This is a genomic window from Streptomyces sp. NPDC004134 (assembly GCF_042874195.1).
Classification (GTDB): Bacteria; Actinomycetota; Actinomycetes; order Streptomycetales; family Streptomycetaceae; genus Streptomyces.
On sequence record NZ_JBIAMS010000001.1, the window covers coordinates 1 to 18,909 of the forward strand.

Annotated in this window: 17 protein-coding genes and 1 pseudogene; 4 read left to right on the forward strand and 14 right to left on the reverse strand. The window is 72.3% G+C overall.

Annotated elements, in window-relative coordinates; all coding sequences use genetic code 11:
• Positions 1-189: 189 nt before the first annotated feature.
• Together ACFYVJ_RS00005 and ACFYVJ_RS00010 are read left to right on the forward strand one after the other, a co-directional pair.
• A pseudogene (locus tag ACFYVJ_RS00005) lies at positions 190-1,051 on the forward strand (helix-turn-helix domain-containing protein).
• The gene (locus ACFYVJ_RS00010) at positions 1,048-1,299 is read left to right on the forward strand and encodes a DUF397 domain-containing protein (protein ID WP_388884779.1); all 252 of its coding nucleotides are present in this window, start codon (positions 1,048-1,050) and stop codon (positions 1,297-1,299) included. Before ACFYVJ_RS00005 ends, ACFYVJ_RS00010 begins: the two are co-directional and overlap by 4 nt.
• A 267-nt stretch (positions 1,300-1,566) precedes the next feature.
• On the opposite strand, the gene ACFYVJ_RS00015 is transcribed toward ACFYVJ_RS00010, so the two are convergent.
• A complete protein-coding gene (locus ACFYVJ_RS00015) occupies positions 1,567-2,139 on the reverse strand; it encodes a TetR/AcrR family transcriptional regulator (protein WP_388884781.1) in 573 nt (190 codons plus the stop codon).
• Between the two features lie 82 nt (positions 2,140-2,221).
• On the opposite strand from ACFYVJ_RS00015, the gene ACFYVJ_RS00020 reads away from it, so the two are divergent.
• On the forward strand, positions 2,222-3,172 hold the full coding sequence (locus ACFYVJ_RS00020; protein WP_388884783.1) for an NADP-dependent oxidoreductase: 951 nt from the start codon (positions 2,222-2,224) through the stop codon (positions 3,170-3,172).
• A gap of 167 nt (positions 3,173-3,339) precedes the next feature.
• Here ACFYVJ_RS00020 and ACFYVJ_RS00025 read toward each other — a convergent pair whose 3' ends face one another.
• A complete protein-coding gene (locus ACFYVJ_RS00025) occupies positions 3,340-3,642 on the reverse strand; it encodes a hypothetical protein (RefSeq protein ID WP_388884785.1) in 303 nt (100 codons plus the stop codon).
• Between the two features lie 22 nt (positions 3,643-3,664).
• Here ACFYVJ_RS00025 and ACFYVJ_RS00030 point away from each other — a divergent pair, with 22 nt between their 5' ends.
• Positions 3,665-4,534, forward strand: coding sequence for a WD40 repeat domain-containing protein (locus ACFYVJ_RS00030; protein ID WP_388884787.1), 870 nt, complete (start codon positions 3,665-3,667; stop codon positions 4,532-4,534).
• Positions 4,535-5,066: 532 nt separating this feature from the next.
• Here the strand turns inward: ACFYVJ_RS00030 and ACFYVJ_RS00035 are convergent.
• From ACFYVJ_RS00035 to ACFYVJ_RS00090, 12 genes are all read right to left on the reverse strand, one after another.
• Positions 5,067-5,807, reverse strand: a complete 741-nt coding sequence (locus ACFYVJ_RS00035; RefSeq protein ID WP_388884789.1) for a hypothetical protein — start codon at positions 5,805-5,807, stop codon at positions 5,067-5,069.
• An 832-nt stretch (positions 5,808-6,639) separates the two neighbouring features.
• On the reverse strand, positions 6,640-6,930 hold the full coding sequence (locus tag ACFYVJ_RS00040) for a muconolactone Delta-isomerase (RefSeq protein ID WP_388884791.1): 291 nt from the start codon (positions 6,928-6,930) through the stop codon (positions 6,640-6,642).
• Between the two features lie 33 nt (positions 6,931-6,963).
• Positions 6,964-8,448 (reverse strand): aldehyde dehydrogenase, encoded by a 1,485-nt coding sequence (locus tag ACFYVJ_RS00045; protein ID WP_388884793.1) that lies wholly within the window; start codon positions 8,446-8,448, stop codon positions 6,964-6,966.
• The gene (locus tag ACFYVJ_RS00050) at positions 8,445-9,494 is read right to left on the reverse strand and encodes an ABC transporter ATP-binding protein (protein WP_388884795.1); all 1,050 of its coding nucleotides are present in this window, start codon (positions 9,492-9,494) and stop codon (positions 8,445-8,447) included. Before ACFYVJ_RS00050 ends, ACFYVJ_RS00045 begins: the two co-directional genes overlap by 4 nt.
• Positions 9,491-10,495: an ABC transporter ATP-binding protein gene (locus ACFYVJ_RS00055; RefSeq protein ID WP_388884797.1), complete on the reverse strand. Its 1,005-nt coding sequence runs from the start codon at positions 10,493-10,495 to the stop codon at positions 9,491-9,493. The genes ACFYVJ_RS00050 and ACFYVJ_RS00055 overlap by 4 nt, the downstream gene beginning before the upstream one ends.
• A gap of 13 nt (positions 10,496-10,508) precedes the next feature.
• Complete coding sequence (locus tag ACFYVJ_RS00060) at positions 10,509-11,456, reverse strand: ABC transporter permease (protein ID WP_388884799.1); 948 nt, start codon at positions 11,454-11,456, stop codon at positions 10,509-10,511.
• Positions 11,450-12,400 carry an ABC transporter permease gene (locus ACFYVJ_RS00065; protein WP_388884801.1) on the reverse strand — a complete coding sequence of 317 codons (951 nt, stop codon included), beginning with the start codon at positions 12,398-12,400 and terminating at the stop codon, positions 11,450-11,452. Before ACFYVJ_RS00065 ends, ACFYVJ_RS00060 begins: the two co-directional genes overlap by 7 nt.
• 57 nt (positions 12,401-12,457) lie before the next feature.
• A complete protein-coding gene (locus ACFYVJ_RS00070) occupies positions 12,458-14,125 on the reverse strand; it encodes an ABC transporter substrate-binding protein (RefSeq protein ID WP_388884803.1) in 1,668 nt (555 codons plus the stop codon).
• Positions 14,122-15,867, reverse strand: coding sequence for a phytoene desaturase family protein (locus ACFYVJ_RS00075; protein WP_388884805.1), 1,746 nt, complete (start codon positions 15,865-15,867; stop codon positions 14,122-14,124). Before ACFYVJ_RS00075 ends, ACFYVJ_RS00070 begins: the two co-directional genes overlap by 4 nt.
• A 73-nt stretch (positions 15,868-15,940) precedes the next feature.
• Entirely contained in the window at positions 15,941-16,924 is a 984-nt protein-coding gene (locus ACFYVJ_RS00080) for a membrane dipeptidase (protein ID WP_388884807.1), read from the reverse strand.
• Positions 16,925-16,988: 64 nt separating this feature from the next.
• The gene (locus tag ACFYVJ_RS00085) at positions 16,989-17,723 is read right to left on the reverse strand and encodes an aspartate/glutamate racemase family protein (protein WP_388884809.1); all 735 of its coding nucleotides are present in this window, start codon (positions 17,721-17,723) and stop codon (positions 16,989-16,991) included.
• A gap of 218 nt (positions 17,724-17,941) precedes the next feature.
• Entirely contained in the window at positions 17,942-18,778 is an 837-nt protein-coding gene (locus tag ACFYVJ_RS00090) for an IclR family transcriptional regulator (RefSeq protein ID WP_388884811.1), read from the reverse strand.
• Between the last annotated feature and the right edge of the window lie 131 nt (positions 18,779-18,909).

An 18,909-nucleotide genomic window follows, 5' to 3' on the forward strand; every position in this document is an offset into this window, starting at 1 on the left:
ACCCGGACCCCAGCCCGTCGGACCCCGGCCCCGCCCCCCCCGCCCCGGGCCCCCCCCCCCCCCCCCCCCCCGCGCGCCCCCCCCCCCCCCCCCCCCCCCCCCACGGAGGGTGGACAGTACTCATAACTGTCCGTGAGCATGGGTGCGTTGGGTGTGAGGTACGGGGCAGGTGCGCGAGAGGTGGCCAGGATGGCCGGTGGCACGAAGGAGACAGGTGGTGGCGATGGCTGCGGAAGCGAGCCGGAGTCGTCGGACAGCATGCGGACGTTCGGCGCGATGGTCCAAGCGCTTCGAGAACACGCGGGGTTGAGCCGGGAGCAGCTCGGTGAGCTGTGCGGTACTCGAAGCACATGGTGGCGTCGATCGAGGTCGGCCGCCGGATGCCACCGGCGGACTTCGTCGAACGCGCGGAAGCGCCGCTGGGGAACACGGGAGCGCTGCAAAGGTCGGCACCGCACCGGCGCGGCGGCCTGGGCTGGCGCGGTGGTTCCGGGAGTGGGCGAGGCTGGAGAGGGACGCGATCAGCCTCCATACGTACGAGTGTCGGCTGATCCCGGGCCTGTTGCAGACGGAGGCGTACGCCAGGGCGGTGTCCTTGAGCGTGCCGCCGCTGCCGGACGAGGCGAAGCTCGAAGAGCGAGTGGCCGCACGGCTCGCACGCCAGGAGTTGCTGTCCACGAGCCGCCAACCGCCGTGTGCGTTCAGCTTCATCATCGACCAGGCCGTTCTGGAGCGGCACACCGGCGGTGAGGCGGTCACGCGGGAGCTGTTCGACCACCTGCTGGCGGTGATCGAGCAGCACTGGAACGTGGAGGTGCAGATCATCCCGCTGCGGCAGCCGTCACATGCGGGCCTGGACGGTCCGTTGCAACTGCTGGAGACTGCGGACAACCAGTGGTTCGGCTACTCGGAGGGGCAGAAGAACGGACGGCTCATCGTCGATCGTCAAGAGATCAGCGTGTTGCAACAGCGGTATGCAAAACTGCGCTCGCAGGCTCTCACCCCCGAGGACTCCAAGAGCCTGCTCCGGCAGATGCGAGGAGACCTATGAACAGCATCGACCTGGCCCGGCACAAGAGCAGCCACAGCGGCTCCCAAGGCGACGACTGCGTCGAAGTCGCCGTCTCCTGGCGCAAGTCCAGCCACAGCAGCGGCAGCGAAGGCGACTGCGTCGAGGTCGCCGCCTGCCCGTCCGCCGTCCACGTCCGGGACTCCAAGGACAAGACCGGCCCCCAGCTCGCCTTCTCCCCCGACGCCTGGGCCGACTTCGTCGCCTTCGCCCGCCGCCACCAGCCCTGACCCCTGCACCTCCACCGGCCAACCCGGCCTCCGGAAAGGATTCCGAGACCTCCGGGCGAGGCTCGGATCGCACTTCACTTCGGCGCGTGACCGTGGAACGGGTGCGGCCACTGGTGGGCAATGTCCGACCAGGTGGTACCGCGAGCGACTGCATGCACCTGCCTGCTGCTCATCCGCCGCAACCGGACCACCGGCGAACTCGCCTAGCCGATCCCGCTGGAGCAGGTCGCGGTCGGCCCGGCAGGCGCTCTTGTGTTTGCGGTCGGCTCAGCGGACCGTCGGAGTCGGCGGCGCGACAACCTCGCGCAGCTCGGCGGCGGCCTGGGCCATGAGCTGGGCCAGGGTGGTGTCCGGCTCGGCTAGCCAGCGGGGCACGGCGCGCCGGTGGATCGCCAGCACCACTTCGACGATGAAGCGTGCTTTCCCGGGCTCGACGCCGCGGCGCCCGAGCGCCGATGCCAGCGCGTCGGCGATGTCGGCGAGCTTGATCAGATCGCGCTCTGCCAGCGCCGGGTTGGCGGCGATCACTCTTCCCCGGCGCAGCAGGAACTCGCGTGGGCGGAAGACTTCCTCGGCGGTTCCCAGCGCGGTCAGCAGCGCGTCGATCGGGGTGATGCCCGGGTCGGCCGCCTCGACCTGGGCGACGAGGTGGGCCTCAAGTTCGTTGCCGGCGAAGAGAACTTCCCGCTTGTCGGGAAAGTAGCGGTAGAAGGAGCGCTCCTTCAGACCGGCGACGCCTGCGATCTGCGCGACCGAAGTGCGCTCGAACCCCTGCTGTTCGAACAGCTCAAGCGCCGCGCGTTCGAGCCGGCCCTGTGCGTCGGATTCCCATCGTGGCATGCCACCAGCGTACGACAACAGAAGCTGTTATCGACTGGTACGGTCAATGACGACAGATGCTGTCATCAGTCAGGAGATCGTCATGCAAGCTCTGCAGTTCGACCGGTTCGGCTCCCCGGACGTGGTCGTGCTCCGCGACGTCCCCCAGCCGGAGCCTCGACCCGGCCAGATCCGGATCGCCGTGCGGGCGTGCGGCCTGACACCGGCCGACTGGCACCTCGTCGACGGTCTCCTCGCCGACCATCTACCACCGCTGCCGCGCGGGCTCGGCCTTGAGGTCGCGGGGACCATCGACGCGCTGGGCGAGGGCGTCACCGGCGTCCGGATCGGCGACCGCGTGTTCGGCCCGGCCACCTTCGACGGCCCGACGGCCGGGGCCGCCGAGTACGCACTGATGCCGGTCTGGGCGCGCATTCCCGAGGGCGTGACCGCCGAGCAGGCCGCCGCGCTGCCGATGGCGGCCGAGACGGCATGGCGCGCGCTCGACGACCTCGGCGTTCAGCCCGGTGAGCTGCTGCTCGTCCACGGCGCGGGCACCACCGTGGGTGAGGCGGCGGTGCGCTTCGCGATGCACCGGGGTCTTCGGGTGATCGCCACCGCCGGGCCGACCCGGGCCGCCGCCCTGGAAGAGATCGGCGCCCAGGTGACCCCCTACGGAGAGGGGATGGCCGAACGCGTCAGCGCACTGGCCCCAGGCGCTGTGGACCGCGCTCTGGACACCACGCCGACCGGGGGCCGGATCGACCGCCCTGACCAGCCCAGCCCGGCCGGCGGCTCACTGCCGACCCTGATCGAGCTGACCGGGGACCCCGACCGTGTCCTCACCGTCTCGGACTTCGCCGCCGCAGCCGAACTGGGCGTCCGGATCACCACCGAGATCCGCTACGACCAGATGAATGAGTTCGCCAGGCTGGCCGGCGAAGGCATCCTGGTCGTACCGGTCGCCCGCACCTACACCCTCGACCAGATCCAGGAAGCAGCCAAGCTCAGCCAATCCCGCCGCCCCGGCGGCAAGCTCATGCTCGTCCTGTGATCACCTTGCGGCCGCCGAGCTTCGCAGGGCGCGGAGGGTGGCCGACGCGCCGAACGCTGAGCGCTCCAACTCAGGAGGGAGGAGTTCGCCCTGATCTCCAGCAGTATCAGGATGCACGCGCTCGTCAGGCGGGGGCGACTTCACCTGCAGCTCGTCAGCGCTGATGATCACGCTGGGCCCGGGTGCACGGTCACATGTGACGAGCAGCCACAGGAGTGCAGCAGGACGCGGACGATGCGGCCGGCCAGGCGCACCGGCACCGAATGGCGGCCCATACGGACACAGATCTCGGATCGGCGGACATCCACTCGAGGATGGAAGACCCGGCCGGTCTCAAACGGCTCGTTCGGTACCGGCCGCAACAACGACTGTTCCAGTGCGAAGTGCTCCCCGCCGGTACGCGCGCGAGAGTCGATCCGCCACAGGTCATCGGCGGCTTCCCACTCGGCGATCCACGCGTTGAGCTCCATTCAACCCGGTAGATTCTCGGCCATGTCTCTCGATCTCATCGGCATTCCGGATATCCAGGTGCCTGCGGCCGAACTCGTTCCGTTCTCCCCGGAGGATGGCCTCGGGTGCGATATCGCCTTCTCTGACGACGGCCGGCTGCTCGCGGCCATCAGCGGTGAGGGAACGCTGGTGGTGTGCGAGACCGCCGGCTGGGCCGAGGTGTGCCGCGTAACGGAGGCCGTCAGCTTGCATTCTCCGCGGCTGATGTGGGTGCCGGGCAGTACGGTCGTCACGATCGCGGCCGCGGACGACGACACCATCGAGCAGGTGGCCTTCGATCCGCGTACCGGCGACTCGGTCGAGGTGCCGGCCGAGGCCGGGGTCAGGCGGTCCCGGACGGGCCGTGTTCGCGCCACCTTTGGATACGACGCGGGCATCGAGGTCCTCATCGAGGACGGTACGGGACCGCGCCGCCACCGGCCCGGGCCGGACCTTCTCTTCGAAGCCGTCTCGTTCACCGCGGACGAGACCCGTATGTACGCGGCGACCCTGGACGGTGGTGTCTACCTCCTCGAACCGCCGGAGGCCGATCGCTTCACGAAGACCTTGCGGATGATGCCCGCGGTGGCCACTCTGGCTGTGGCGCCGGACGGCCGCCACCTGGCCGTTTACGGTGTTCCTTCCGCTGATGGGGAGGAGTACGTGATCGCCGTTGTCCGGTTGGAGGACGAGGTCGTGGTCGCGTCGCACGACCTGGGCCATGACGTCAGCACATTGGCCTGGTCGCCCGATGGCGCAACGCTCGCCGCACTGGTCGTGCGCGACCGCGACGCCGGTGGCGACGTCGAGGTCATCCGGATCATGTCGGCCGGCGGCGATCGCTCTTCACAACTCGCAACCCAGCAACCCTGACCGCCCGCCCCCGGCCCGCCCACAGTGCGGTCACTTTCATAAACATCATGGCTCCGCCCCCCAAGCGCGGTCAGAACTCACGGACAGACGCGGCCACTTCTCGCGAACGAAATCAGGGCCGCGTGGTGGCGTGAACGCAGGCGGCCACCGCGGGACTGTGTGAGGTGTGAATGGACTCAACAGAGCACGGGGGCCGTCCACCTAAAAGGGCGGCGTTGGAGGTCGCGATCACCGCGGCGCCACCAGCCCTGACCCCTGCACCTCCGCCGGCCAACCCGACCATCGCACTTCACTTCCAGGGCCGAACGGGCTGAGTGCCGTGCCCCGTCTCGGGGGATCTGGTCCACGTCTCAGGCGGTCTGGTCCCTTTTTTGCTCGTGGTTTCAGGTGATCTGGTCGGTCGTCGTGATTGAAGCGCCCGGGTGCCGGGCCAGTCCCACGCCCCCCGGCATGAGTGCCAGGGGGCTGGGCAGCCAGGTGAGGACAGAGCGTGGGGTCGGAGAGGGCTTGTCGGCCGTAGTCCACCGGTCGTTCATTGCGCGCCTGCCTCGGCGGATCTCCGGATGCCCCGGAGAAGGAAGCCCACACCCAGCACGACCGCCACCATCGCCGGCGGCACGAGCTGCCAGGGAACACCGAGCCACACTGCGGGCAGCCCCACGCCGAAGATGGCTGCCAGGTTGGTAAAGAACAGCCTCTTGCCGGACCTGCTCCAGGTGAAGGGGCCGGGGCGGCGCGGCGCGACGAGGCGTACCGCGCCGAAGACGAGGCCGGGCACCGCGAGCAGGCCGAGGCCCGCGCCTCCGGCGGCGATCATCTGGGGCTCGTCGCGCGGCTCGTCGGAGGTCTTCTGCCGGATGCTGCCCTTGGTGAGTGCGACGATGTCGCCGCGCCAGACGGTGCCGACGGCTTTGTCGCCCTCCTGGAGCGTGTCCAGGAGGGGGCCGGGGTCACCGAAGGCCAGCGTGCCGTGGAACCGATTGCTGTCCACGGTCGCCCGGTACTCGCCGCCCTTGCCTCCGCGGACCTCCGTGTCCACGATGTCGAGGTCGATCTCCCGCAGGCAGTCCTCCCGCCACGCATCTGGCGTCGAGTGGGCCGGGCAGCGTTCGGCTGCGCGGTAGTCCTCGTATCGCGCGACGTCGGCGGGCAGCCAGTCAGTGAACGCGAGGACGCAGCCCGCCGCCAGGGCTCCGGACACCGCGATCATCAGCAGCCCCAGGACCCGCGTCACTCCGGCCCGGAAGGCTGTCAATTCCCGCAGACCGGTCATCTCGCACTCCACCCCTCGCAGGCCGGCGCCCCGGCCTGTCGGCATATCCTCCTCTGTCGGGAACCTGCAACGTCATGAGGGGTGCTGGCAGGTCAGGCCGGTGTATCCCTGCCGGGTCCAGGCAATCAGCAGGGGTGGACTCGGCTCTCCTCAACTGCTTCTCGTCGGCGGCCTCGACCAGCTCGTCCACCAGTTACGTGGCAAGGGTGTAGCGGACGCGGTAGCCACGCGCCTTTCCCAGGTGCGGGCTGCATGGCTGCCAGGGCGATGACCTGGGCTTTTGCGGCTGGCGTACACATCCTTGCGGGCACCGTGCACGCCGCCCGATGCTCGGGGGCGTTCCGGAGACCGTGCGTCACTCCGGACCGCACCGGAAGGGAAGTGAACGCGTTCGAGTCGACCGAACGGCCGCCGCGTCGACGGCGGGCGCGCGAGGCCGGGGCAGCGCCGCCCGGCGCAAGCATCTTCCGATTCTCTGAAACGGCCCGCGCAGGGCCTTCTTACACGGGGTTGGCCTTCATGCGATCTGCTATGCCGGCACCCTGGTCAGCGCGACCTCCCACGGCTCGAACAAGTCGTCCGCCCTGCTGCGGGACGGCACCCTGCTCTACAAGGTCGATCTGGGCTACACGGCCGCGCCCTCGGCCACCGGCGAAGTCGGCTTCACCGCCGGTGACGTCGACGCCCGGGTCCGTGAGCTCGCCGAAGAGTTCCACACGGGGGTGACCGCCGGAGACGGCTCCTAGCCGTCCGACGAGGAGCCGTCTCCCACCGCCCGGTCCGCGCCCGTGTCGAGCACGCCCGCGCACGCATGAAGACGTGGAAGGCCCCCCTACACCTCTGCCGCCTTCGGGTCCACCGGGTGGACCGCCAGGGCGTGGACCGTCACGTCCATCCAGGGCCAGACCGGCAGGGACGAGATGATCGCGTGCATCTCCGTCGGGTCCGCCGCCCGCCACAGGCCCCAGTTGTCCGTGCGGCCCGGGACCCGCCACATGCGGACCAGGTGGCCCGCGTCGGCGAGTTCCGCCGCGCGGCGGCGTTCGGCCTGGGAGACGGAGTCCTTGTGTTCGGGGTCCATGCCCTCGGGCCAGGTGATGCGTATGTTGATGAGGAATTCCAAGGGACTCTCCTGTCGTCTCGTACGGGGAGGGCGTCAGGCGCCGAACGGGTCCGCGGGCGTGCCGTATTCGGTGACCACGGACTTGGTCCGGAGGAATTCGGCCACTGCCTCGACGCCGTTCTCGCGGCCGATGCCGGACTGCTTGTAGCCGCCGAAGGGGACGCTCCAGTGCAGGAGGCGGTACGTGTTGACCCAGACCACCCCCGCCTGGAGCCGGCGGGAGACCAGGTGGGCGCGGGCGGCGTCCCGGGTCCAGAGGCCGGCCGCCAGGCCGTATTCGACGGAGTTGGCGATCTCGACCGCCTCGTCGTCGGTGTCGAAGGGGTGGACCGTGACGACCGGGCCGAAGACCTCCTCGCGGCAGACGGCCGCGTCGGGGGCGGTGTCGACGAGGACGGTCGGCTCGTACCAGTAGCCCTCCTTCGCATCCCCCTCCACCGGCGCCCGCCGCCCGCCCGTCACCGCGCGGGCGCCGCCCGCCAGCGCCTCGTCCACGTACCCCTCGATCCGCTCCAACTGCGCCGCGGACGCCACCGGGCCCACGTGCGTCGCCGGGTCCGCCGGGTCGCCCACCCGCAGCCGCCCCACCGCTTCCGCGTACCGGCTCAGGAACTCCTCGTACACGTCCCGCTGTACGAGGATCCGCGAGCCCGCGACGCACGTCTGGCCCGCCGCCGAGAACGCGCCCTGGCGGGCGGCGGTGACGGCGGCGTCCAGGTCGGCGTCGGCGAAGACGATGTGGGCGGACTTGCCGCCTGCCTCGCAGACGTAGCGCTTCATCCGGCTCGCCGCGCGGGCGCCGAGGGTACGGGCGACCGCGGTGCTGCCGGTGAACGTGACCATCGCGACGTCCGGGTGTTCCACCAGCCGGCCGCCCTCCTCCGCGCCGCCGATGACGACGCTGACGACGCCCGGCGGCAGCCCGGCGTCGAGGGCGAGTTCCGCCAGCCGTACGGAGGACGCGGGGGCCTGCGGCGGCGGCTTGAGGACGACGGTGTTGCCCGCGGCGAGCGCCGGGGCCAGCTTCCACGAGCCCAGCGACAGCGCGCCGTTGAACGGCGTGAAGGCGGCGACGACGCCCAGCGGCTCCTGCCGGATCAGTGCGTCGGTGGTGGCGCCGAGCGTGCGGTGGCGGTCGTCGAGGGTCTCGGCCGCGGCGGCGAAGTAGCGGTACCAGCGGGCCAGCGCCCGCATCTCGCCGCGGGTGGCCGCCAGCGGCTTGCCGTTCGCCAGGGTCTCCAGCCGGGCCAGTTCGTCGGCGTGGTCCACGATGACGTCGCCGAGCCGGTGGAGGAGGTCGGCGCGGGCGTGCGCGGGCAGCGTGCCCCACGGGCCTTCGCGGAAGGCCGCGGCGGCGCCGCGCACCGCGTCGTCCACGGCGTCGGGGTCGATGTGGGCCAGCGCCCAGACGCGGCCGTTCGCCGGGTCGGTCAGCGGTACGGACGTGCCCGCGGGCGCGCGCCGGGCGCCCTCCGTGTGGGAGGTGTACTCGGCGGCGGCCGGGGTGGCGGGGGTCATGGTGCGGGGGTCCTTTCGGCGAGGGCGGCGCGCACGGCCGGGGTGTCGTGGTGGTGGCAGGCCACAAGGTGGCCGGTCGCCGAGACGGCGGCGGGCGGCGGGGAGTCGCCCTCCCGGCACTCGGCGGTGGCGAAGGGGCAGGACGCCTGGAAGCGGCAGCCGGGCGGCGGGGCCGACGGGTCGGGGGGTTCGGCCCGCGGGCCGTCGGCGGGTGTGCCGCCGTCGTCCCGTACGCCCGCCGCCCGCGGGTCCGGCACCGGCACCGCGCGCAGCAGCGCCCGCGTGTACGGGTGCCGCGGCGCCGCGAACAGTTCGGCGCACGGCGCGCTCTCCATCACCTTCCCGCCGTACATCACGACGACGTGGTCGGAGAGGTGCCGGACCACCCCCATGTCGTGCGAGATGAAGAGGAAGCTGACGTCCCGCTCCCGGCGCAGGTCCTGGATGAGGTTGAGGATCTGGCCCTGGATGCTCACGTCGAGCGCGGAGACGATCTCGTCGCACACGATGAACCGCGGCTCCACCGCCAGCGCCCGCGCGATCGCCGCCCGCTGCCGCTGCCCGCCGGACAGTTCGTGCGGGTAGCGGTCGGCCAACTGCTTGCGCAGGCCCACCTGGTCGAGGAGTTCCGCGACCCGCCCGGAGGCGCCGCCCGGCTCCACCGTGCGGTGCACGGTGAGGACTTCGCGGAGCATGGTGCGCAGCGTCATCCGCGGGTTGAGGCTCGCGTACGGGTCCTGGTAGACGATCTGCGCCACCCGCGGCAGCGTCCGGTCGCGGCGCAGTTCGCCCAGCTCCCGGCCGTGCAGCCGCACGCTGCCGGAGGTGACGGGCGACAGGCCGAGCAGGGCGCGGCCCGTGGTGGTCTTGCCGCTGCCGGACTCGCCGACGAGGCTGACGATGCTCCGCGCCGGGACGGTGAAGGAGACGCCGGCGACGGCGTGGGTCGTGCCGGTGACGCGCCGCAGCAGCCCGGTGCGTACGGGGAAGTCCACCCGCAGGTCCGTCACGACGGCGGCGGGCGGCGCGGTGTCCGAGGCGGTCATGTGCCTGCTCCTCCGGTCGGTACGGGGACGTTGACGGGGCAGCGCACGAGGTGCCCGGCGCGTACCGGCTCCGGCTGCGCCAGAACTGGGACACCGTCCCCGCACTCCGCCCGCGCCAGCGTGCAGCGCGGCTGGAACGCGCACCCCGGCGGCGGCGCCGACGGGTGCGGCGGCAGTCCCGGGATGGCGGGGAGCCGGTCGCCGGGCTTCCGGTCCATCCGCGGTACGGACCGCATCAGGGCCCGCGTGTACGGGTGGCCCGGCGCGTCGAACAGCTCGGCGGTCGACGCCGTTTCGACGATCATCCCCCCGTACATCACGGCGATCCGGTCCGTGACCCCGGCGACGACGCCCAGGTCGTGGGTGATGAGCACCAGCGCCATGTCCAGCTCCCGGCGCAGCCGGTCGATGAGCCGCAGCACCTGGGACTGGATGGAGACGTCGAGCGCGGTGGTCGGCTCGTCGGCGATGAGCAGCTTGGGTTCGCGGCTGATCGCCATGGCGATCAGCACACGCTGGCGCATGCCGCCGGAGAGCTGGTGCGGGTACGCGCGCAACCGTTCGCGGGCCGCGGGGATGCCGACGAGCTGGAGCAGTTCCGTGCAGCGGTCGGCGGCGGACCCGCGGTTGTGGCCGTCGTAGCGGATCAGCGGCTCGGCCATCTGCTTGCCGATGGTCATGGCGGGGTTGAGCGCGGACAGGGCGTCCTGCGAGACGAGCCCGATGCCGGAGCCGCGGACCGCGCGCAACTGCTTCTGGCTGAGCGCGGTGAGGTCAGTGCCGTCGAACTCCACCCGGCCCGAGACCCGGGCGCCGCCCCGCCCCAGCATGCCCAGGACCGCCAGCATCGTCTGGCTCTTGCCGCTCCCGGACTCGCCGACGACGCCCAGCGACTCGCCGGCGGCGACGCGGAAGGAGACGTCGCGGACGGTGGTCAGCCAGGAGTCGTGGCCGTGGCCCGGGTGGGTGACTTCGAGGTGCGCTACGTCCAGCACGTTCACGTTGTGCCTCCCGCTACGCGAGCTTGATCTTGGGGTTGAAGTACGCCTGCGCCACGTCGACCAATAGGTTGATCAGCACGAAGGCGACGGCGATGACGAGGATTCCGCCCTGGACGAGGGGGATGTCGCGGGACGAGATGGCCTGCTGGAGCGCGAGGCCGACGCCCGGCCAGGAGAACACCGTCTCGGTGAGCACCGCCCCGCTGAGCAGGAACCCGGCCTGGAGCCCGATCACCGTGACCACCGACGGCATCGCGTTCGGCAGCACGTGCCGGACGATGACGTGGAACTCGCCGATGCCGCGCGAACGGGCCGTCTGCACGTAGTCGTTGTCGATGACCTCCAGCACCGCCGAGCGGGTCATGCGGGCGATGACCGCGAGCGACCAGGCGGCCAGGGTGATGACGGGCAGCACCATGTGCGCGGCCGTGTCGAGCGCGCCGCCGCCGGCGATGGAGGTCATGCCGGTGGCCGGGAGGATCCGCAGTTGCAGCGAGAAGACGACGATCAGGACCAGGCCGAGCCAGAACGACGGCACCGAGTTGAGGAACAGCACGCCGACGGTCAGCCCCCGGTCGCGTACGGAACCGGGCTTCTGCGCGGCCCACGTACCGATCGCCACGCCCAGCACCGCGGCGACGACGATGGCCGTGCCGGAGAGCAGCAGGGTGTTGAGCAGCCGCTCGGACAGCACCTCGGAGACCGGGCGGCCGAAGGACAGCGAGCGGCCGAGGTCGCCGCTGAAGAGGTTGCCCAGGTAGGTGAAGTAGCGGGAGATCGCGGGCTCGTCGAGGCCGAGGTCGGCGCGGAGCGCCGCGCGGTCCTCCTCGGACGAGGTCGGGCCCAGGAGCGCGGTGGCCTGGTCGCCGGGGATGATCTGGCCGAGGCCGAAGGTGGCGACGGTCACCCCGAGGAGCACGGGGATCATCTGCAGCCCGCGGCGCAGGATGAAGGTCAGCATGCCTCGTCTCCCGTCTCGTCGCTCTTCGCCGCCCGCGACCGCCGCGAGCGGGGGTCGAGCCGGTCGCGTACGCCGTCGCCGAGGAGGTTGAAGCCCACCGCCAGGACCACCACCGCCAGCCCCGGGAGGGTGGCGACGTGCGGCGAGGTCACCAGCAGCGCCCGGCCGCCGCTGAGCATCTGGCCCCAGTCGGGCGTGGGCGGCTGCGCGCCGAGGCCGAGGAAGGCGAGGCTGGCGCTGAGGATGACGTTGCGGCCGGTCTGGAGGGTGGCGAAGACGACCACGCCGCCGAGCAGGTTCGGGGCGATGTGGCGGAACGCGATCCGCCGGTGCCCGTACCCGAGGGCCGAGGCCGCCTCCACGTACTGCTCCTGCCGCAGCGAGACGACGTTGCCGCGCACGATCCGGCCGAACTCGGGGATCGTCACGACCACCACCGCCACGATCAGCGACGTGGTGCTGGGCCCCAGCGCGACGCCGATGCCCAGCGCGAGCAGGATGCCGGGGAAGGAGAACATCACGTCGAAGACGCGCATCAGCACGCTGTCGGCCCAGCCGCCGACGTAGCCGGAGAACAGGCCGATGCAGCCACCGACCGCCAGCGCGAGGACCGTCGGCAGGATCGCGACGAGCAGCGCCATCCGGGCCCCGTACATGAGCCTGCTGAGGATGTCGCGGCCCACCTCGTCGGTGCCCAGCAGGTGGCCGTCGCCGAAGAGGCCGAGGCCGATGGCCGCGGGATCGGTGTCCAGCGGGTCGTACGGAGCGATGAGGGGCGCCAGGAGCGCGACGAGGACGGTGGCGGCGACGATGCCGCCGCCGAGGTACGCGGTGGCGTTGCCGGCGGAGAGCCGGGCGAGCCGGCCGCGCGTGCGCGTCCGTGCCGGCGGGCGGGCGGCGGGCGCGCCCGCGGCTCCCGGGGGTGCTGCCGCGGTGGCCTTCATGGCTGTTCTCCCCTCACTTCTCTCGGCACCTGTCTCACTTCTCTCCTTGTCGCGGGCTCACCGGCGGCGGATGGTGGTGTAGTCGACGTAGACGGAGGCGGCGGGGGCGACGCCGCGGACCTTGTCGCCGAGGAGCCGGGGCAGCCGGTCCTGGTAGAGGAAGACCCAGGGGGCGTCGGCGGCGATCTCGTCGGCGGCCTGCCGGTAGAGCCCCATGCGGCTCGCGGTGTCCGGCTCGCCCCTGGCCCGGTCGAAGAGCGCGTCGACGCCGTCGTTCGCGTACCAGCCCCGGTTGACGCCCGCGGGCGGGTGCGCCTGGCCGCTGAACATCCGCTCCAGGAAGTCGGCGGCGTCGGCGCCCGTGGTCCAGCCGTTGAACGAGCCGTGGGTGCGGTCGTCGTAGCCGTTGCCCTCCTCGGCCACCAGCGACGCGAACTCCATGTACCGCACCTTCAGCGACACCCCGACCGCCTTCAGGTCCTGCTCCAGCAGCGCCATGATCTCGGTCGCCTGGGAGAAGCCGGGGCCGCTGTCGGGCGCGAGGAGCGTGATGCGCACCGGCGTCTCGACGCCGCTCTCGCGGATGAGCTGCCGGGCGCGCTCCGGGTCGTACGTGTACGGGGAACTGCCCGCCCCGTCCGTCTCCGCGGCCGCCTCGTCGTACGCCTCGTTGCCGCGCGGCAGCGGGCCGGTGGAGGGCGCGACCTGGCCCTGGGTGAGGGTCGCGATCGCCTCCCGGTCGACGGCGTAGTTGAGCGCCTGCCGGAACTTCGGGTCGTCGGTGGGGGCGATGCGGGCGTTGAGCCGCAGGAAGTACTGGTTCGCCGCGTCCGGGTACTGCACGCGCATCGCGTCGTCGTGGGTGAGCTGGTGCACCTGCTGGGCGCCGGCGCTCAGGATCGCGTCCACCTCGCCGGTCTCGGCGGCGATGGCGAGCGTGGTGGGGTCGGTGACCGACTCGACGACGATGGTCGGCGTGCGCGGCTTGCCGCCCCAGTAGCCGGTGTTGCGCTCCAGGGTGATGCGCCGGCCGTGGTCGGCGGCGCGCTGCGTGAACGGCCCGGTGCCGACCGGGTGCAGGCCGATGTCGTCGGGCTTGCCCGCGGTCAGCGACTTCGGGCTGACGATCGACATGCGGCGGTCGGTGAGCAGCCGCGGGAGTCCCGCGTACGGCTCGGAGAGGCGCAGCGTCAGCTCGTACGGCCCGGTGACCTCGACGCGCTCGATCCAGCGGGTCAGGAACGTCATGTTCCCGGCGGCGGTGGCGTCGTGGACCGGGGAGTCCTCGTCCATGATCCGGTCGAAGTTGAGCTTGACGGCGTCGGCGTCGAGGCGGGCCCCGTCGGCGAAGGTGACGCCCCGGCGCAGTTCCAGGGTGTAACCGCGGGCGTCGGGGGCGGACTTCCAGGACTCGGCGAGGCCGGGGCGCAGCGCGGGGGCGCGGTCCGTACGGGCGCTCAGGTCCTCGCGGATGAGGGGGTCGTAGAGGGCGTCGACGATGCGCAGGCCGACGGTGCCGGACATGCGGTGCGGGTCGAGGGGCGGGATCTCGCCCTCGGCGCCGATGACCAGGGTGCCGGAGTCGCGGCCGAAGGACGGGTTGGCGCTGCACCCGGCGAGCAGGAGGGCGGCGGCGAGGGCGCAGCCGGCGGCGGCGCGCAGGCCCCTGCGGGGGGCGCGGCGCGGACGGGGCGGACGGGGACGGGGACGGTGCGTGTACCTCATGCCGGTCGCCTTCGGTCGTCGTCGGTCGGGTCGTGGTCGGGGCGGGTGCCGGGGCCGGGGCTCGGAACGGGATACGGGGCGGAGAGCGGGGCGGGGTTCGGGCTCGGGGCGGCGCCGGGGGCGGAGCCCGCGGTGGTCCGGCCGGCGGCGGCGCCCTCGCGCAGGTCGGTCAGCACCGCGCGGGCCGCGTTGCGGCCGGGGGTGCCGGTGACGTAGCCGCCGGGCCAGACGCCGGCGCCGGAGAGGTAGAAGCCGCGCAGCGGGGTGCGGTATCCGGCGACGGCGGGGTGCGGGCGGGCGCCGAAGAGTCCTGCGGGGAGCATGTCGCCGTGGGTGATGTTGCTCTCCACCAGGCCGAGTTCGCGCTCGATCTCGACGGGGCCGAGGAAGCGGTGGGCGGTGATCCGGTCGCCGAGGCCCGGCATCAGCTCCTCCAGCACCGCGACGCAGCGCCGCCCGAACGCCTCGGTGCGCGCCCCGTCCCAGCCGCCGTCCTCCGGTGCGTACGGCGCGTGCCAGGCGTTGACGCTGACGAGGTGGGTGTCCCCGGGGGTGAGTCCCGGCGAGGTGAGGGTGGGGATGAGGCCCCACATCAGCGGGCGTTCCGAGGTCCGCCCGGCGAGGGCCGCGGTGACGGACTCCTCGATGTGGCCGAGCGAGTCGCCGAAGCGGAACTGGCAGGCACGCGCGGAGTCGGGGTCGGCGTCCTCGGGCAGACCGGCGTACGCCGGCAGGGAGTCGACCTCCAGCACCAGCTTGAACGCCGAGCCGCGCATCCGCTGCCCCGTCACGTCCGCGCGGACGTCCGCGCCGAGCGCGCCGTCGTCGAGGAGGTCGCGGAAGAGGTGGACGGGGTTGACCGCGGCGACGACGCGGTCGGCGGTCAGCTCCTCGCCGGCCGCGGTGACCACGCCGCGGGCTCCCCGCTCGTCGTAGAGGATGCGGGAGACGGGCGCACCGGTGTGGAACTCGACGCCGTGGGCGCGGCAGTCCGCTTCCAGGGCGTCGACGATGGCGCTCATCGAGCCGACCGGCAGTCCCGTGGAGCCGCGCAGCGCGACGCGCTCGGCGTCACCCGGGCCGCGGAGCCCCGCCGCCGACGCCCGGGCGAAGGGGCGCATCATCAGCCCGATCGCCGTGCCCGGCGCCGACGGCGGGACGAGCTGGGCGTTGAGCGCCAGCATCCCGAGCAGTCCCCCGACCTGCTCGGAGTGCAGCCGCTCTGCCAGCAGCCCGCGGAGACTGCCGTCGAAGACGGCGGTGAAGAGCTTGAGATCCTCCGGGTCGCTCAGCCGGGCGCGCAACTCGCCCAGTGCGGGCGGCGGTTCGTCCAGCGAGACGCCGAGGGCGGCGCCGAGGCGGTCGAGTCCCGCGATCAGCTCGCGGTAGCGGCCGGACTCGCCGGCGGCGAGGGCGTCGAGCTGCCGGTCGACGCGGGCCTGGTCGCGCCAGCCGACGAAGCTGCGGTCGGCGAAGCGGTGCACGACGGTGGGATCGGCCCGTACGAACCGCAGACCGTGGTCCGCGAGGCGCAGCTCGCGGACCACCGCGGGGTTGAGCGAGCCGGGCGAGTTGGTGAACGACAGGGTGCGTCCCGGCAGGAACTCGTACGGGCCGCACGGCCCGCCGAGGCGCTCGCGCGCCTCGGCCACCGCGACGCGCAGCCCGGCCCGGCCCAGATAGGCCGCGGCCACCAGGCCGTTGTGGCCGCCGCCCACGACGACCGCGTCAAAGCGCCTCATTGCGCACCACGTCCCCTCCGCCGTCCTGTCGTCCTGCTGTCGTCTGCCGTCGTCTTGCCGAATGCCGCGCGGGTCAGCCCTGCGGGCCCGGCCGGAACCCCTCGTCGAAGACCCGGACCCAGTTGCCGCCCGAGATCAGCTCGATCTCCCGCTCGCCGAACCCGCGGCGGCGCAGTTCCGCGAGCACGTCGGCGTAGCCGCTGCCCGCGGCGAACCACTCGGGGAAGTCGACCTGGCCGGAGATCGGCACCATGGGCTTGCGGCTCCACCGCCCCTGGCGCCACCAGTGCAGTTCCTCGTCGCCCTGTCCCGCGTAGTAGTCGGAGGCGAGGCCGACGTGCTCGACGCCGATCAGCTCCACGGTGTACGCGACCATGTCGCAGAAGTCGGCGACGCTGCACGCCTGCCCGTTCGGCGCCAGCCGCGGGTACATGCTCAGCCCGACGACGCCGCCCTGCTGCGCCGACTCCTTCAGCACGGTGTCGGACTTGTTGCGGAAGGCGAGTTCGACGTCCTCGCCGACGAACGCGCGCGGGTTGGCGTGCGTGATCATGACGGGCCGCTCGGACGTCCCGATCGCCTCCAGCGAGGTCCGCTCGTTGCAGTGCGAGATGTCGACGAGCATCCCGACCCGGTTCATCTCCCGGATGAGGTTCACGCCGTACGTGCGCGAGAGCCCCGCGTTGTCCGCCTCCCAGCAGCCGGCCCCGGCGGAGTTCTGGGTGTTGTACGTGAGCTGGGCGATCCGCACGCCGGCCTGGTGGAACGCGCCGACGAGGTCGAGGTCGTCCTCGAACGGGCTGCTGTTCTGGAAGCCGAGCACGACCGCCGTGCGGCCGTCGCGGTCCGCGGCGCGGATGTCGTCGGCGGTGCGGCCCTCGCGGAGCAGGTCGGCGTGCTCGGCGAGATGCCGTTGCCAGCGGCCGACCTCCCGCATGGTCTCGGTGGAGTCCTCCCAGATCGCCACGGTGACGTGCACGGCGGTGAGCCCGGCGGCGCGCCACTCCTCGAAGCGTTCGCGGGCGGGCTTGTTGAACTGCAGTGCGTCTACGAGCACGGTCCTGTTCCTCTGCGGTGCGGTGGGGTGTGGTTCGACGGGCCGGCAGGCCGACGGGGTGCGCTCAGCCGGGGAGGCCCGGGATGCCGCCGAGCCGGCCGAGGGCCGGCAGCTCGTCCCGTAGCCCCAGGTGGCGCAGGGCCCGCCAGAGAGACGCCTGATTGCTCGTCACGACGGGAACACCGGTGTCGAGTTCGAGGTACGGCAGCACCTCGAAGGTCCGGAAGGTGCCGCAGGAGATGAGGAGCGCGTCGGCGTCGGGCGCCGCCTTGTGCAGCCGGCGGCCGAGCCGGTAGGCGCTGTCGGCGTCGTGCACGCTGGCGTCGTACGGGTCGGTGAGCTGGAGCCCCTCCATCGCCGTCACCTCGAAGCCGAGGGCGGTGAGGTAGGTGCGCAGGGACTCGTTGACCTCGTCGGTGTAGATGGTGCCGACGGCGACCTTGGTCGCGCCGAGGGCGCGGAGGGCGTCGTTGGTCGCCTGCTGCATGGTGATCGCGGGTACGCCGGTGGCGGCGGTGATCTCGCCGGTGACCTTCTCGTCGGTGCCCGGGCCCGGGATGAAGGTGCCGGGGGCGCCGCACTGCACGATCAGGTCCACCTTGGCGGTGGCCAACTGCCGGGACGCCTCGACGACCTGGCTCATCATCTCCCGCAACCCGGCGGCGTCGACGCGCGGGACGATGGTCCGGGCGTCGGCGAACGCCACGCCCGTAGGGGCTACTTCACGCCACTCCTCCGCTCCTTCGATCGCCGTCGCGGGGCGTATCTGCCCGATTCGTGCACGCCAGCCGAGCAACATCAGAGGCTCACCTCAAGTTCTGGGACACTGTACCAAGACTGATTGGGACACCGTACCTTCAGCTTTTGGGCAGGTCAATGGGCTGGAAGCAGCAGGATGCGGGCGCAAAAAGGCCGGTCAGACGCCTATGGAGCGCCGGACCGGCCGGAAATCGCGGTGGGGACGGGGTTACTGAGGGCGAGGCGGCTGGAGAGCGGGGACCGCCGGGGGCGGGTGGGCTACGCGGGCTGGCGCCAGCGGAGGGCGATCTCCGCCGCCGCCTTCTGGAGCGCCGGCACCAGCTCCGCCATGCGCTCGTCGGTGAGCCGGGCCTCGGGCCCGTAGATGCTGAGGGAGGCGACGAGGCTGCCCTGCGTGCCGATGGGCACGGCCACCCCGCAGCCGCCGGCGATCCACTCGCTGCGGCTCAGCGCGTAACCGTTCTGCCGGACCTCGGCGACCTGTCCCAGAATCCGGTCCGCGGCCTTCTCGTCGGGACCGTCGGCCACGTGCGCGTCCACGAGCCGGCGGAGTTCGTCCGCGGGCAGCAGGGACATCAGGACCCGTCCGGTGGCGCCGGAGAACAGCGAGTAGGGCCGGCCCACACCGGTGATGAGCCGCAGCGGCTGCGAACTCTCGGCCTCGTGCACGGTGACGCGGCGGCCGTCGACGATGGTGGAGATGCAGGCGGTCTCGCCGGTCACCGCGGCGATCCGCGCGGTGGTGCCGGTGGCGGCGCTGACCAGGTCGCTGTTGTCGGCGTGCTTCCAGGCGAGGGTGAGCGCGGCGGGCCCGACGACGTACTTCCGGGTGGCCTCGTCCGCGACGGCCAGGCCGACCCGCTCCAGGGAGGCGAGGATGCGCTGCGTGGAGCTCTTGCTGATCGCGAGGTCGCGGCTCAGCTCACGCACGCCGCGCGGGCGGTCGGCTTCCGCGATGGCCTTGAGCACCATGAGCGCGTGATCCACGATCTGCACGGTCCCGGACCCCTGCGCGCCCCGCCCCGCACCGGCGGCGGAATCCGCGCCGCCGTGCCCGGCGGGGGCCGCCGGCTCCGACGCCTCTCCGGTCGCCATCGAGCCCGGTCCTCTCCCTCGCGGGCGCTCTCTGCACCGCCAGGAAGTATCACACAGGGCCCCATGAGCAGTCACTTCACGCCCCGGGCGACCGGATGGGGAGCCGCCGCACATGTGGGTGGACCACATCC